Source organism: Streptomyces violaceoruber, assembly GCF_033406955.1.
Classification (GTDB): Bacteria; Actinomycetota; Actinomycetes; order Streptomycetales; family Streptomycetaceae; genus Streptomyces; species Streptomyces violaceoruber.
Genome location: NZ_CP137734.1, coordinates 2,825,008 through 2,839,291, shown reverse-complemented (window position 1 = coordinate 2,839,291; position 14,284 = coordinate 2,825,008). Strand labels below are relative to the sequence as shown.

Sequence of the window (14,284 nt, the reverse complement as noted above, 5' to 3'; positions counted from 1 at the left end):
CGGAGCTTGTACCGAAACGGAGCAACTCCTATTACTTGTTCGGCCCGTGTGCGAGTCGTTTCGGACAATCTCATCCCGGCCAGGGGGTGCCGAAGTCGAAACAAGCCCCCATATCTGCCCCGGCCGCGTGTGATCCATTCCCGCTCGTTCGTGTAATAGCACCGGCACGCTCCGTGAGGAAGGCTGGTCCACGCACATCGATGCCGGGCGCAGCCGTCCGGCATGACCGGGAGGGCAATTCCTTATGTCGGTAGGCGAAGAGGTCCGCACCGAGCAGACCAGGCCGCAGCAGAGCCTCGGCACGGCGGCCGCGCGGAACCTGGCCACCACCACCAAGTCCGTTCCTCAGATGCAGGAGATCAGCTCTCGCTGGCTGCTGCGCTCGCTCCCCTGGGTGGACATCCAGGGCGGCACGTACCGGGTCAACCGGCGTCTGACCTTCGCCGTCGGCGACGGCCGCGTGACGTTCGTGAAGACCGGCGACCGCGTCGAGGTCGTCCCCGCGGAGCTGGGCGAGCTGCCGGCCCTTCGGTCGTACGAGGACGACGAGGTCCTGTCGGAACTCGCGCAGCGCTGCGAGCAGCGGGAGTTCGGCCCCGGCGAGGTGATCGCCTCGTTCGGCGCGCGGGCCGACGAGGTCTACCTGCTGGCGCACGGCAAGGTCGAGAAGATCGGCACCGGCCCCTACGGCGACGACGCGGTGCTCGGCGTCCTCGCCGACGGCGCCTACTTCGGCGACCAGGCGCTCCTCGACGGTGACGCCATCTGGGAGTACACCGCCCGCACGGTCACCGCCTGCACGGTGCTCGTGCTGCCCCGCCAGGAGGTGGACCAGGTCGCGGAGCGGGCCGACTCCCTGCGCGAGCACCTGGAGCAGCGGCGCTCGATCCCGGAGCAGCGCACCAACAGGCACGGTGAGAAGGAGATCGACCTCGCGGCCGGTCACAGCGGCGAGCCGGACATCCCGCACACGTTCGTCGACTACGAGGCCCGGCCGCGCGAGTACGAACTGAGCGTCGCCCAGACCGTGCTGCGCATCCACTCGCGCGTGGCCGACCTGTACAACCAGCCGATGAACCAGACCGAGCAGCAGATCCGCCTGACGGTCGAGGCGCTGAAGGAGCGCCAGGAGCACGAACTCATCAACAACCGGGAGTTCGGGCTGCTGCACAACTGCGAGTACGACCAGCGCATCCAGCCGCACGACGGAGTGCCCGGTCCCGACGACCTCGACGAACTGCTGAGCCGCCGGCGCGGCACCAAGCTGCTCCTCGCCCACCCGCGCGCCATCGCCGCCATCGGCCGCGAGCTCAACAAGCGCGGCCTCGTCCCCGAGACCATCGACGTCGCCGGGAACCGCATCCCGACCTGGCGCGGTGTGCCCATCTACCCGTGCAACAAGATCCCGGTCACCGAGGCCCGTACGTCCTCGATCATCGCGATGCGTACCGGCGAGCAGGACCAGGGCGTCATCGGCCTGCGGGCCACCGGCATCCCGGACGAGATCGAGCCGAGTCTGTCGGTGCGCTTCATGGGGATCAACGAGCAGGCGGTCATCAAGTACCTGGTCACGGCCTACTACTCGGCCGCGGTCCTCGTGCCGGACGCGCTCGGTGTGCTGGAGAACGTCGAGATCGGCCGCTGGCGGTGACGTCACTGTCCCGAACGCCGTGTTCCCGCCCTCCCGGGCGGGTACACCCCCGGGGTACGGACGGGCCCAGGGGGAAGGTGAGTCCATGACGGAGACCCGGCGCGGCGCCACCGCGACGTGCCGTCCCACCGGGGCGCCGGAAAGGCACGGGCCCATCGGCACACAGCGCGAGAAGGAGCCGGGGGAGCCGTCCGACGGGCAGGGGGAGGCGGTGGTCGAAGGGCACGAGGCGGCCCTGCTCCTGAGCGAGTCACGAGCGTCGGTCGATCCTGAACTGCGGTCCGCCATCGCGACGCTGCCGGAGTCGATGCGCCGGGTCGCGCTCTACCACTTCGGCTGGCAGCACGCGGACGGCACGCCCGCGGCGGGCAACGCGGGCAAGGCGATCCGCCCCGCGCTCGTCCTCACCGCGGCGGCCGCGCTCGGCGGTCCGGGGGCCCGCGCGGCGGCCGTCCGTGCCGCGGCGGCGGTGGAGCTGGTCCACAACTTCACCCTGCTGCACGACGACGTGATGGACCGCGACGCCACCCGGCGGCACCGGCCGACCGCGTGGACCGTGTTCGGCGACGCCGACGCGATCCTGGCCGGGGACGCACTTCAGGCGCTCGCCCTGCGGCTGTTCGCCGCCGACCCGCATCCGGCGTCCGCGGCGGCGGCCACCCGGCTCGCCGACTGCGTCATGGAGCTGTGCGAGGGCCAGCACGCGGACACGGCGATGGAGCGGCGCCCGCCGGACGAGGTGACCCTCGACGAGACGCTCGTCATGGCCGAGGCCAAGACGGGTGCCCTGCTGGGCTGCGCCTGTGCCGTCGGCGCGCTGTACGCGGGCGTCGCCACGGAGGACGTCGAGGCCCTGGACGCCTTCGGCCGTGAGGCGGGGATGGCCTTCCAGCTCATCGACGACGTCATCGGCATATGGGGCGACCCGCGCCACACCGGCAAGCCGGCCGGTGCGGACCTGGCCGCCCGCAAGAAGTCACTGCCGGTGGTCGCCGCCCTCACCTCCGGCACCCCGGCCGCCGCCGAACTGGCCGAGCTGTACACAGGCCCGTACGACGAGAACAAGGAGGACCTGGAGCGCACCGCCCTGGCCGTGGAGCGGGCCGGCGGCCGGGACTGGGCACAGGCCCAGGCGGCCGACCGGATGGCGAGGGCCATGCAGGAGCTGGCGCGTGCCGTGCCCGAGCCGGAGGCGGCGGGCGGCCTGCTCGCCCTGGCCGAGTTCGTGACGCGGCGCAGCACCTGAGCGCAGCACCTGAGCGCCGCCCCGGCCCCCTCGCCCGCCCGGCGTCGTGGATCGCCGGGCCGGCCACGCAAGACCCCGGAGCCCGTGCAGGGCCGTACGGCACCTGACCGACGTACGGCCGCACCGCCGACGGCTCCGGTCCGGCGGGTCCCGCACTTCCCCACGGTGTGCGGGGCCCGCCTCCTTGCCCTTGCCCGCCTGCCCTCGCCCCCTTGTCCCCGCGCCCGCGGACGGCAGCGGCGCACGCACCGGCCGCGACTCAGCGGCTAGGCTCAACCGCCGTACGGATGTGCGATGTTGAGCCGCCGGTGACGAGGCTGAGGGGCGAGGTATGGGTGTGGTGATCCGCACGGCGGGGGAGGACGACCGGGAACTGGTCGTCCGGCTGCTGGACGAGGCCTTCCAGGACGATCCGGTGAGCAGTTGGGTCTTCCCCGGCACGGAGTACCGTCGCCGGACGCACCATCGGCTCATGGCCGCGTTCGCCGACGCCGTCCTCGCGGACGGCCGCGTCGACCTCACCGAGGACGGCGCCGCCTGCGCGCTGTGGCTGCCCGTCCCGGCGGGCGAGCCCGCGGGCGACGGACCGGGCGCAAAGCAGGGGTCCGAGTCCGGGGAGGGCGCCGAGGACGGCCCCGCCCGGATCCGTGCGGCCGTCGACCCGGAGAACGAGCGCGTGGAGCTGATAGCCCGGCTCACGGACGGGATCCACCCCTCCGGCCGGGCGCACGCGTACCTGTGGATGATCGGCGTGGTCCCGGAGCGGCAGGGCGAGGGCCTGGGCACCGCGCTGATCGGGACCGTCCTCGACCGCTGCGACCGCGAGGGCCTGCCCGCCTATCTGGAGGCGAGCAGCGCCCGCGGGAGGGCGCTCTACGAACGTCTCGGCTTCGAGTTCACCGGCCGGGCCCTGGATCTGCCGGACGGCCCCCGCATGTGGCCGATGTGGCGCGAGCCGCGGACTCCGTGATCTCGTAATCCGCTCCCCAAAGAACTACACGCGGAGTACTGTGAACGTAGTGGTCAACATGAGAGGGAGACCGGTTTGCGCAAACTCACGTACTTCGTCGCCTGCTCGATCGACGGCTTCATCGGCGGCCCGGACGGCGACGCGTCGTTCATGGTCCCGTTCGTCGACGAGGAGTTCTTCGAGTTCCTGAAGTCGGAGTATCCGGAGACGCTGCCGACCCACGGCCGTCGTCCGCTGGGCATCGACGACCTGCCGAACAAGCGGTTCGACACGATCGTGCAGGGACGCGCCAGCTACGACCTGGCTCTCAAGGAGGGCGTCACCAGCCCCTATGCCCACCTGCGCGAATACGTCGCCTCGCGCACGCTCACGGAGTCGCCCGACCCGAACGTCGAGATCATCTCGACGGATCTGGTCGGCAGGGTCCGGGAGCTGAAGGCCGAGGACAGCGCCTTCGGCATCTATCTGTGCGGCGGATCGGCCGTGGCCGGCGAACTGTTCGACGAGGTCGACGAACTGGTCGTCAAGACCTACCCCGTGGTGCTCGGCACCGGCATGCCGATGTTCGGCTCCGGCTTCGAGGTCTCCGCATTCGTGCCGGATTCGGTGCGGACCTTCGGCAACGGCGTCGTGGTGCGTACGTACCACCGCAAGCGTTGAGGCGCCTGCCGCTCTAACCTGGGGGTATGGACAGCGACACGTACGCCTGTCCCGTGTGCGGACAGCCAGTCGAAGCGGTCGTCCGGCGCCACAAGACGCTGGGCATATGGGTGCCGGAATGGGCCCCGGGCCCGTGCGGCAACCCGAAGTGCGAGGCGGGTCCCGGGAAGAACGCCGGGGCCGCCGAAGCCGAGGCACGGCCCGGGAGGCCGGAGCACTCCCGGGAAACGGTCACCGAGAACCCCTGACCACGACAACGCCGAAGGGGCCCGGCCAGGATGGCGCCGGGCCCCTTCGGGCTGCCCTGCGGCCTGCGATGGTGCACCGATCGCCGGCCCCGGGATGCTGACGTCCGTCAGGCCTTCTTGGTCTCCCAGAAGATCTTGTCGATCTGGGCGATGTAGTCCAGGGCCTTCTGGCCGGTCGCCGGGTCCTTCGAGCCCTTGGCGGCCGACAGGGCCTTCAGGGTGTCGTTGACCAGCTGGTGCAGCTCCGGGTACTTCTCGAAGTGCGGGGGCTTGAAGTAGTCGCTCCACAGCACGGAGACGTGGTGCTTCGCGAGCTCGGCGCGCTGCTCCTTGATGACCGTGGCGCGCGTCTGGAAGTGCGGGTCGTCGTTGCCGGCCATCTTCTCCTGGACGGCCTTCACCGACTCCGCCTCGATGCGGGCCTGGGCAGGGTCGTACACGCCGCAGGGCAGGTCGCAGTGGGCGCTGACCGTGACCTTGGGGGCAAACAGGCGGGAAAGCATGAAGCGTTCCTTCCTCGTGATCGTCTTCTCAGGGGGGACATTACTCCCTGGGAGACCTGATTTCGCGGGTGCCCCCGTGGGCTTAGGACAAAAGTCCGGGGTGAGACTGAGACTGGTGGAGGAAAGACCGGGGAGGTGCCGGGTGATGCCGGAGCAACTGTCGCAGGAGACCGAGCGCGCCAGAGGGGCGTTGCCCTTCGGGCCGGCCGAGGTGACCGGGCCGTCGATGGTGCCCACGCTGCACCACGGTGACGTGCTGCTCGTGCACTGGGGGGCCCGGGTCCGGCCGGGTGACGTGGTCGTGCTGCGGCACCCCTTCCAGCAGGACCTGCTCGTGGTCAAGCGGGCGGCCGAACGGCGTGGGGCCGGCTGGTGGGTGCTCGGGGACAACGCATTCGCGGGCGGGGACAGTACCGACTACGGGGTGGTCCCGCAGGACCTCGTCCTCGGCCGGGTCCGGTTCCGGTACCGGCCGCCGCGGGCGGGTCAGCGTTCGCCGCTCGCCGTGGTCCGCTGGGCGCTGTCGGCGGTCAGGCCGGTGCCGGCCGACCGGTCCGCCTCCAGGCGCTTGCGGGCGCGGTAGGCCGCCACGTTGGCGCGGGTGGCGCAGCGGTCGGAGCAGTAGCGCCGGGAGCGGTTGGTGGAGGTGTCCAGGTAGGCGTTGCGGCAGGGGGCCGCCTCGCACAGGCCCAGCCGGTCGACCCCGTACTCGGTGAGGTGGAAGGCCAGGCCCATCGCCGCGATGGCCGCGAATCCGGCCGTCGCGTTGGAGGGGTGGTCCGCCAGGTGCATGTGCCACAGCGGGCTGCCGTCCTCCGCGCGGTGGTCGTGGCCGGAGATCTGCGGGCTCACCGGGAACTCCAGGAGCAGTGAGTTCAGCAGGTCCACGGCGAGGGTCTCGTCGCCGCCGTCGGCCGCCTCGAAGACCGCGCGCAGCCGCCCCCGGACCGAGCGGAACCGCGTCACGTCGGCGTCGGACGCGCGCCGGGCCGCCGACTGGTTGGCGCCGAAGAGCTCACGGACGGCCTCCACCGAGGTCAGGGAGTCCTGCCCCCGCGACGGTTCCTCGGTGTTGACGAGACGTACGGCGTAATCCGAGTAATAGGCCAGTTCCACTTGTAGTCCTTACGACGGGGCTCTAGGGTCGTGCCTGCGGTCGGGTAACAGCTGATCGTGCATCCAGGGTATTACGCGACGCAGTGCGGAGGGGCTCGATGACGAACGCGGACACGACCACGGCCACTACGGCCGGCACCACGGCCACGACCACCGCCACGGCCGGTGCCGACTGGCAGGCCTGGCAGCGGAGCTGGGACCGGCAGCAGGAGTGGTACATGCCGGACCGGGAGGAACGGTTCCGGATCATGCTCGACATGGTCGAGGCGCTCGTCGGTCCCGCGCCGCGCGTGCTGGACCTGGCCTGCGGCACCGGCACCATCACGGCCCGGCTGCTGGACCGGTTCCCGGACGCCACGAGTACCGGCGTGGACCTCGACCCCGCCCTCCTCGCCATCGCCGAGGGCACCTTCGCGGGCGACGACCGGGTCTCGTTCGTCGCCGCCGACCTCAAGGACCCCGACTGGCCGGCGAAGCTGCCGTACGACGCGTACGACGCCGTGCTGACCGCCACGGCCCTGCACTGGTTCCACGCCGAACCCCTCGCGGATCTCTACGGCCGGGTTGCGGAGCTGGTCCGCGACGGCGGTGTCTTCATGAACGCGGACCACATGATCGACGAAGCGACGCCCCGGATCAACGCGGCCGAGCGCGCGCAGCGGCACGCGCGGATGGACGCGGCCAAGGGGCAGGGCGCCCTGGACTGGGCCGAGTGGTGGCAGCTCGCCGCCGAGGACCCGGTGCTGGCCGGACCCACCGCCCGCCGCTTCGAGATCTACGGCGAGCACGCCGACGGCGAGATGCCCTCGGCGGCGTGGCACGCGCGCGTGCTGCGCGAGAAGGGCTTCGGCGAGGCGCGGCCGGTGTGGTGCTCGCCGTCGGACACCCTGCTCCTGGCGGTCAAGTAGGACCACGCGCCGAGGACCGCGCGCCGAGGGGCGGTACGGAGATCCGTACCGCCCCTCGGCGTGCGATCGTGCGGTCGGTCAGAGGACCTTGGACAGGAACGCCTTCGTCCGGTCGTGCTGCGGGTCGGTCAGCACGTCGCGCGGGTTGCCCGACTCGACCACCACGCCGTTGTCCATGAAGACCAGGCTGTCGCCGACCTCGCGGGCGAAGCCCATCTCGTGGGTGACGACGACCATCGTCATGCCGGACTCCGCGAGGTCGCGCATGACGTCGAGGACGTCGCCGACCAGCTCGGGGTCGAGCGCGGAGGTCGGCTCGTCGAACAGCATCAGTTTCGGGTCCATCGCCAGGGCCCGCGCGATGGCGACCCGCTGCTGCTGGCCGCCGGAGAGCTGCGAGGGGTAGTTGCCCGCCTTGTCGGCCAGGCCCACGCGCTCCAGGAGGCCCCGCGCACGCTCCCTGGCCTGGGCCCGGCTCATGCCCTTGACCTGGACCGGCGCCTCCATGACGTTCTCCACGGCCGTCATGTGCGGGAACAGGTTGAAGCGCTGGAAGACCATGCCGATGTCCCGGCGCTTGAGGGCGACCTCGCTGTCCTTCAGCTCGTAGAGCTTGTCACCCTTCTGGCGGTAGCCGACCAGCTCGCCGTCGACGTACAGACGTCCGGCGTTGATCTTCTCGAGGTGGTTGATACACCTGAGGAAGGTGGACTTGCCGGAGCCGGAGGGGCCGATGAGGCAGAACACCTCGCCCTGCTTCACCTCCAGGTCGATGCCCTTGAGGACCTCGACGGCACCGAAGGACTTGTGGACGCCCTCGGCCTTGACCATGGCGGTCATGCCGCACCTCCCGTCGTGCTGGAGCGGTTCGACAGGGAGAACAGGTTGGCCCTGATCTTCTGCATCGGGGTGGGCGGCAGACTGCGGCTGGAGCCGCGGGCGTAGTAGCGCTCCAGGTAGTACTGGCCGACGCTGAAGACCGAGGTCAGCAGCAGGTACCAGGCCGCCGCGAGGAACAGCATCTCGGCCGGTGCGCCCGAGGACTGGCCGATGTCCTGGGCGACTCTGAACAACTCGGCGTACTGGACGACCGACACCAGCGAGGTCGTCTTCAGCATGTTGATGACCTCGTTGCCCGTCGGCGGCACGATCACGCGCATCGCCTGCGGGACCACGATCCGGCGCAGCGTCTTGGTGTGGCTCATGCCGAGCGCGTGCGCCGCCTCGGTCTGGCCCTCGTCGACCGCGAGCAGGCCGGCGCGGCAGATCTCCGCCATGTACGCCGCCTCGTTGAGGCCGAGGCCGAGCAGCGCCGTCAGGAACGGCGTCATGAAGTCCGACCACTCGTCGCGGTAGAACGGGCCGAGGTTGATGTACTCGAAGACCAGGCCGAGGTTGAACCAGACCACCAGCTGCACCAGGACCGGGGTGCCGCGGAAGAACCAGATGTAGAACCACGCGATGGACGAGGTCACCGGGTTCTTCGACAGCCGCATCACGGCGAGCAGGATGCCGCCGACGACACCGATCAGCATCGCGAGGACGGTGATCAGGAGCGTCTTGCCCATGCCGGTCAGGACACGGTCGTCGAAGAAGTAGTCCGGGATCGCGCCCCAGTTGATCTTGCCCTGGGAGAAGGCGTAGACGACCGCGGCCAGCAGCGCGATCGCGACGACCGCGGAGACGTACCGCCCGTAGTGCCTCACCGGGATGGCCTTGATGGCCTCGGGCGGGGTCGGCGGGGTGCCGGCCGGGCCGCCCGCCGTCTTGTCGATGTCAACAGTCACGGATGTTGCCTTTCAGCGCCCGCCGCGCGGTCACTTGCCGCCGTTGACGGTGGCCTCGGTGATGGCGCCTTCCGACACGCCCCACTTGTCCATGATCTTCTTGTACTCGCCGTTCGCGATCACCGCGTCCAGCGCCGCCTTCAGGGCGTCGCGCAGCTGCGTGTTGTCCTTGGCGACCGCTATGCCGTACGGCGCGGCCTCGACCTGCTCGCCGACGAGCTCGAAGTCCTTGCCGCCGCCGGAGGTCTTCACGGCGTACGCCGCGACCGGGAAGTCGGAGGAACCGGCGTCCGCGCCGCCCGCGCGCAGGCGGGTCTGGGCCTGCTGGTCGTTGTCGAAGGGCTGCATGGAGATCTTCTTGCCGGCCGGGCACTTCTCGTTCTCGGCCTTGGCGAGGTCCTCGGAGACCGTGCCGCGCTGGACCACGAGCTTCTTGCCGCACAGGTCGGACCAGGTCTTGATGCCCTGGTCGTCGCCCTTCTTGGTGTAGATCGAGACACCGGCGGTGAAGTAGTCGACGAAGTCGACGCCCTGGCCGACCTTCTTGCCGGTGTCGCCGTCGATGCCCTCCTGGCGGTCCTTGGTGTCGGTCATCGCGGACATGGCGATGTCGTACCGCTTGGAGCGCAGGCCGGTGATCAGGGTGTCGAAGGTGCCGTTCTCGAACTCGAACTTCACACCGAGCTGCTTGCCCAGGGCGTCCGCGAGGTCGGGGTCGATACCGACCGTCTTGCCGGAGTCGTCCTTGAACTCGACGGGCGCGTACGCGATGTCCGAGCCGACCTTGATGGTGCCCTTGTCGCGGATCGACTGCGGCAGCTTGTCGGCCAGCGGAGCACCGCCGGCGGACTGGGTGTCGCTGCCGCCGGAGTCGCCGTTCTCGGTCTGGTCGCCGCATCCGGTGAGCAGCAGGGCGCCGGCGACCGCGATCGCACCGACCGCTGCTAGCCGGGAGTGCGCGGCGGTCGTACGACGGGTGGAGCGTGCGGTCATGGTGGTTCCTCCGGCGGATGAGGGAGTTGCCGATGGGGACGGTGGAGTTCCGGTGGGACGGGACGCCGGCCGGGGTCCGGCCGGTGCCGTGGGTCGACGAGAGCACACACCTTCGAGTGCCGCGACCTCGTGTGATTACGGCATCTTGCCATTCGGACTCGGCCATTCAGGGGGGCCGTCATGTCAAAATCGGATAACGGGTCACCCCCCGAACCGCACCAGGTCGGTACATCACGACCGAACCTTTGCGGGAATCTGCCCTTCCGGCCGGAAGATCTGCGGAATTTCTCGTTATCCGACCATGGATCGCGGGCGAGCAGGGGTGTTGAAGGTGCCGTGCGCGGGCCTGTCAAGGGGTCGGGAGAGGTTGTCCGGAAGCCTGGCTATGAGCCATGTCACCGACATGCGGCGTTCGGGGTCCGGCATGTGAGCTTGCGCTTATCGGACTCGTCGCCGGGGGCGTCCGTCGGGTAAGAAGGTTCTTTACACCCCTCATCAGGGGCTCAGGGCGCGTGTGCGGCGCGCCCGTCGCGCGGGGGCCACGTGGCCCAGACAGCCATCTCCCTGTGCGGTGCCCGCCCATTCCTCACCAGGAGTGGACAAACCCTCAAACCATGAACTCTTAAGGGGTAAGACAAAGTGGCAGCGGAGATCGTCAATCCTCGCAGCGACAGCGAAGCCGGTGCGGAGCAGGAGGCGGGCGCCGAGCCGCTCGACTCCTTCGACCCCGCGTTCGCGCTGCACCGCGGCGGCAAGATGGCCGTGCAGGCCACCGTGCCGATCCGCGACAAGGAAGACCTGTCCCTGGCGTACACGCCCGGCGTCGCGAAAGTGTGCAGCGCGATCGCCGAGCAGCCCGACCTCGTCCACGACTACACCTGGAAGTCGTCGGTCGTCGCGGTCGTGACGGACGGCACGGCGGTGCTGGGGCTCGGTGACATCGGGCCCGAGGCGTCCCTCCCGGTGATGGAGGGCAAGGCCATCCTCTTCAAGCAGTTCGGCGGCGTGGACGCGGTCCCGATCGCCCTGAACTGCACGGACGCCGACGAGATCGTCGAGACCGTGGTCCGGCTCGCGCCCTCCTTCGGTGGCGTCAACCTGGAGGACATCTCGGCGCCGCGGTGCTTCGAGATCGAGCGCAAGCTCCAGGAGCGCCTGGACATCCCGGTCTTCCACGACGACCAGCACGGCACGGCCGTCGTGACGCTGGCCGCCCTGCGGAACGCGGCGCGGCTGAGCGGGCGGACGCTGGGTGAGCTGCGGGCGGTGATCTCGGGCGCGGGTGCGGCCGGGGTCGCCATCGCCAAGATGCTGGTGGAGGCCGGCATCGGGGACGTCGCGGTCGCCGACCGCAAGGGTGTCGTTTCGGCCGACCGGGAGGACCTGACCCCGGTCAAGCAGGAGTTGGCCTCCTTCACCAACAAGGCCGGGCTCTCCGGCCCCCTGGAGGCGGCGCTCGCGGGTGCCGACGTCTTCATCGGCGTCTCCGGCGGTACGGTGCCCGAGCCGGCGGTGGCCTCGATGGCCGAGGGTGCCTTCGTCTTCGCGATGGCCAACCCGAACCCGGAGGTGCATCCGGAGGTCGCCCACAAGTACGCGGCGGTCGTCGCGACGGGGCGCTCGGACTTCCCGAACCAGATCAACAACGTGCTGGCGTTCCCGGGCATCTTCGCGGGCGCTCTCCAGGTGCGGGCGTCGCGGATCACCGAGGGCATGAAGCTGGCGGCGGCCGAGGCGCTGGCCTCCGTGGTGGGGGACGACCTTGCCGCGGACTATGTCATTCCGTCCCCGTTCGACGAGCGGGTCGCGCCGGCCGTGACGGCGGCGGTGGCCGCGGCGGCCCGCGCGGAGGGGGTTGCGCGCCGGTGACGGTGTGACGCCTGCGGTGTGATCACTGCGGTGTGGTGAGCGGTCTCGTCCCTGGTGGGCGGGGCCGCTTGTCTTTTGGGTGCCGGTGTCGGTGTCGGTGCCGGTGCCGGTACGGGTGCGGGTGCGGGTGGGGGTGCGGGTGCGCTGGTGCTGGGCGGGGGTGGGGGCGCCGGCCGGCGCGGGGCGGGTGCCGCTGCGCCCACCCGTGCCGCCCCAGCGGCACGACTGCCCGCAGCTGGGGGGGCTGGCAGGCACGACTGTCCGCAGCTGGGGGGGGCTGGCAGGCACGACTGTCCGCAGCTGGGGGGGGGGGGCTGGCAGGCACGACTGTCCGCAGCTGGGGGGCGCTGGCAGGCGCGACTGACCCAGCTGGGGGCCGGGGTGGCTGGCAAGAGGGGGTGTGTCACACGGGGCTGCGGTTCCGGTTGGGGGGTGGGGAACCTATCGTCAGGGTCATGTTCGCTGTCTATGCCGCCCGAATCGACCGCGACCAGCCGTTGGCCGGCCTGGAGTTGGGAGAGCTTCCGGCTCCCGAGGCCCGGCCGGGCTGGAGCGTCGTCGATGTCAGGGCCGCCTCCCTCAACCACCACGACCTGTGGTCCCTGCGCGGCGTCGGCCTCCCCGAGGACCGGCTGCCGATGATCCTCGGCTGCGACGCCGCCGGGATCGACGCGGACGGCAACGAGGTCGTCCTGCACTCCGTGATCGGCCAGACCGGCCACGGCGTCGGCCCCAAGGAGCCCCGCTCCATCCTCACCGAGCGCTATCCGGGGACGTTCGCCGAGCAGGTCGCCGTGCCGACCTGGAACATCCTGCCCAAGCCCAAGGAGCTCTCCTTCGAGGAGGCCGCCTGCCTGCCGACCGCCTGGCTGACGGCGTACCGGATGCTGTTCACCAACGCCGGGGTGCGTCCCGGTGACTCGGTGCTGGTGCAGGGCGCCGGCGGCGGGGTCGCCACGGCCGCGATCGTGCTCGGCAAGGCGGCCGGGCTGCGGGTCTTCGCCACCAGCCGGGACGAGGCCAAGCGCAAGCGGGCGCTGGAGCTCGGTGCGGTGGAGGCCGTCGAGAGCGGTGCGCGGCTGCCGCAGCGGGTCGACGCCGTGATCGAGACCGTGGGCGCCGCCACCTGGTCGCACTCCATCAAGTCGCTGCGGCCCGGCGGCACGCTGGTCATCTCCGGTGCCACCAGCGGTGACCGGCCCTCCCACGCCGAACTCACCCGGATCTTCTTCCTGGAGCTCAAGGTCGTCGGCTCCACGATGGGCTCCAAGGACGAGCTGGAGGACCTGCTGTCCTTCTGCGCCGCCACCGGTGTGCGTCCCGTCATCGACGAGGTACTTCCGATGGACCGGGCCCGTGACGGGTTCGAGCGGATGGCCTCCGGGGGGCAGTTCGGCAAGATCGTGCTCAGCAACTCCTGACGCGTTCCCCCAGACACGGCGGGTCCGGTTCTCCGGGCCCGCCGTTCGCATGTCCACGCCGTGCGGTACCGCCGGCACCCATGTCAACCAGGGTTGACAAGCGAGTCATGTCAACCTAGGTTGACTGTATGAGTGAAGCGACGGATCTCGCCACGCGTGCGGGTGACCGTGATCCCCGGATCGGGCTGCGAGCAGTCACCGCCCTGCGGAAGCTGGTGGAGCAACTGGAAGCCGTACAGGTGCGCAGCGCCCGCCGGCAGGGATGGTCGTGGCAGGAGATCGCCACGGAACTCGGAGTCAGCAGGCAGGCCGTGCACAAGAAGTACGGGAGGCATTGATGTTCGAGCGATTCACGAAGGACGCCCGCGCGGTCGTGCAGGGGGCGGCCGGACACGCCGAGGAGGCGAGGGCGGAGACCGTCGAGCCCGAACACCTGCTGCTCGCCCTGCTCGACCGGGAGGGCAGTCGCGCCTCCTTCGCGCTGGCGGCCCTCGGCGTCGGCGAGCACCGGGACGCGGTACGCCGGGAGCTGGGGGACGCGCGACGTCGTGCGGGTCTGTCGCAGTCCGAGACGGAGGCCCTCGCCGGACTGGGAATCGACGTCACGGAGATCGTCGCCAGGGTGGAGGAGGCCCACGGTGTGGGGGCGATGTCCGCCGACGACCGCAAGCGCGGGCGCCGGTGGTCGGGACACCGGAGCTTCAGTCGAGGCGCCAAGGAGGTCCTGGAGAAGGCGCTGCGGGTCGCCGTCGCCCGCCGTGACCGGCACATCGGGGACGAGCATCTCCTCCTCGCCCTGGCCCTGCGTCCCGGAGTGCCCGCCGAGGTGCTCGCCGACCACGGGGTGACCCACGCGTCGCTGTCCAGGGTGCTGGACGAGGGGGCCGGGAAGTCCTGCGCCTGACCGGTGGT

General features: G+C 70.6%; 16 protein-coding genes. 11 read left to right on the top strand and 5 right to left on the bottom strand.

Features of this window, described 5'->3' with window-relative positions:
* Positions 1 to 244: 244 nt before the first annotated feature.
* From R2E43_RS12285 to R2E43_RS12265, 5 genes are all read left to right on the top strand, one after another.
* Complete coding sequence (locus tag R2E43_RS12285) at positions 245 to 1,651, top strand: family 2B encapsulin nanocompartment shell protein (protein ID WP_003973721.1); 1,407 nt, start codon at positions 245 to 247, stop codon at positions 1,649 to 1,651.
* An 85-nt stretch (positions 1,652 to 1,736) separates the two neighbouring features.
* Complete coding sequence (locus R2E43_RS12280) at positions 1,737 to 2,897, top strand: family 2 encapsulin nanocompartment cargo protein polyprenyl transferase (RefSeq protein WP_332056197.1); 1,161 nt, start codon at positions 1,737 to 1,739, stop codon at positions 2,895 to 2,897.
* Positions 2,898 to 3,228: 331 nt separating this feature from the next.
* Positions 3,229 to 3,867 carry a GNAT family N-acetyltransferase gene (locus R2E43_RS12275; RefSeq protein ID WP_030868024.1) on the top strand — a complete coding sequence of 213 codons (639 nt, stop codon included), beginning with the start codon at positions 3,229 to 3,231 and terminating at the stop codon, positions 3,865 to 3,867.
* Positions 3,868 to 3,942: 75 nt separating this feature from the next.
* On the top strand, positions 3,943 to 4,527 hold the full coding sequence (locus R2E43_RS12270; protein WP_265701217.1) for a dihydrofolate reductase family protein: 585 nt from the start codon (positions 3,943 to 3,945) through the stop codon (positions 4,525 to 4,527).
* Between the two features lie 26 nt (positions 4,528 to 4,553).
* Complete coding sequence (locus R2E43_RS12265; RefSeq protein WP_003973717.1) at positions 4,554 to 4,775, top strand: hypothetical protein; 222 nt, start codon at positions 4,554 to 4,556, stop codon at positions 4,773 to 4,775.
* Positions 4,776 to 4,882: 107 nt separating this feature from the next.
* On the opposite strand, the gene sodN is transcribed toward R2E43_RS12265, so the two are convergent.
* Positions 4,883 to 5,278: a superoxide dismutase, Ni gene (gene sodN, locus R2E43_RS12260; RefSeq protein WP_003973716.1), complete on the bottom strand. Its 396-nt coding sequence runs from the start codon at positions 5,276 to 5,278 to the stop codon at positions 4,883 to 4,885.
* 145 nt (positions 5,279 to 5,423) lie between these two features.
* On the opposite strand from sodN, the gene sodX reads away from it, so the two are divergent.
* The gene (gene sodX / locus R2E43_RS12255; RefSeq protein WP_030868025.1) at positions 5,424 to 5,861 is read left to right on the top strand and encodes a nickel-type superoxide dismutase maturation protease; all 438 of its coding nucleotides are present in this window, start codon (positions 5,424 to 5,426) and stop codon (positions 5,859 to 5,861) included.
* Here the strand turns inward: sodX and R2E43_RS12250 are convergent.
* On the bottom strand, positions 5,765 to 6,394 hold the full coding sequence (locus R2E43_RS12250; RefSeq protein ID WP_003973714.1) for a CGNR zinc finger domain-containing protein: 630 nt from the start codon (positions 6,392 to 6,394) through the stop codon (positions 5,765 to 5,767). The two genes, sodX and R2E43_RS12250, sit on opposite strands and share 97 nt — an antisense overlap.
* Before the next feature lie 98 nt (positions 6,395 to 6,492).
* On the opposite strand from R2E43_RS12250, the gene R2E43_RS12245 reads away from it, so the two are divergent.
* Entirely contained in the window at positions 6,493 to 7,302 is an 810-nt protein-coding gene (locus R2E43_RS12245; protein ID WP_011030136.1) for a class I SAM-dependent methyltransferase, read from the top strand.
* 78 nt (positions 7,303 to 7,380) lie between these two features.
* On the opposite strand, the gene R2E43_RS12240 is transcribed toward R2E43_RS12245, so the two are convergent.
* The 3 genes from R2E43_RS12240 to R2E43_RS12230 are packed head-to-tail and all read right to left on the bottom strand — an operon-like array spanning position 7,381 to position 10,082.
* On the bottom strand, positions 7,381 to 8,142 hold the full coding sequence (locus R2E43_RS12240; protein ID WP_003973712.1) for an amino acid ABC transporter ATP-binding protein: 762 nt from the start codon (positions 8,140 to 8,142) through the stop codon (positions 7,381 to 7,383).
* Positions 8,139 to 9,089, bottom strand: a complete 951-nt coding sequence (locus R2E43_RS12235; RefSeq protein ID WP_332056196.1) for an amino acid ABC transporter permease — start codon at positions 9,087 to 9,089, stop codon at positions 8,139 to 8,141. Before R2E43_RS12235 ends, R2E43_RS12240 begins: the two co-directional genes overlap by 4 nt.
* Before the next feature lie 30 nt (positions 9,090 to 9,119).
* Positions 9,120 to 10,082: an ABC transporter substrate-binding protein gene (locus tag R2E43_RS12230; RefSeq protein WP_003973710.1), complete on the bottom strand. Its 963-nt coding sequence runs from the start codon at positions 10,080 to 10,082 to the stop codon at positions 9,120 to 9,122.
* Positions 10,083 to 10,721: 639 nt separating this feature from the next.
* On the opposite strand from R2E43_RS12230, the gene R2E43_RS12225 reads away from it, so the two are divergent.
* From R2E43_RS12225 to R2E43_RS12210, 4 genes are all read left to right on the top strand, one after another.
* Entirely contained in the window at positions 10,722 to 11,951 is a 1,230-nt protein-coding gene (locus R2E43_RS12225) for an NAD(P)-dependent malic enzyme (protein ID WP_003973709.1), read from the top strand.
* Between the two features lie 455 nt (positions 11,952 to 12,406).
* Positions 12,407 to 13,372 (top strand): zinc-binding dehydrogenase, encoded by a 966-nt coding sequence (locus R2E43_RS12220; protein WP_210983919.1) that lies wholly within the window; start codon positions 12,407 to 12,409, stop codon positions 13,370 to 13,372.
* A 128-nt stretch (positions 13,373 to 13,500) separates the two neighbouring features.
* Complete coding sequence (locus R2E43_RS12215; protein ID WP_003973707.1) at positions 13,501 to 13,710, top strand: helix-turn-helix domain-containing protein; 210 nt, start codon at positions 13,501 to 13,503, stop codon at positions 13,708 to 13,710.
* Entirely contained in the window at positions 13,710 to 14,276 is a 567-nt protein-coding gene (locus R2E43_RS12210; RefSeq protein WP_003973706.1) for a Clp protease N-terminal domain-containing protein, read from the top strand. Before R2E43_RS12215 ends, R2E43_RS12210 begins: the two co-directional genes overlap by 1 nt.
* The last annotated feature ends 8 nt before the right edge of the window (positions 14,277 to 14,284 follow it).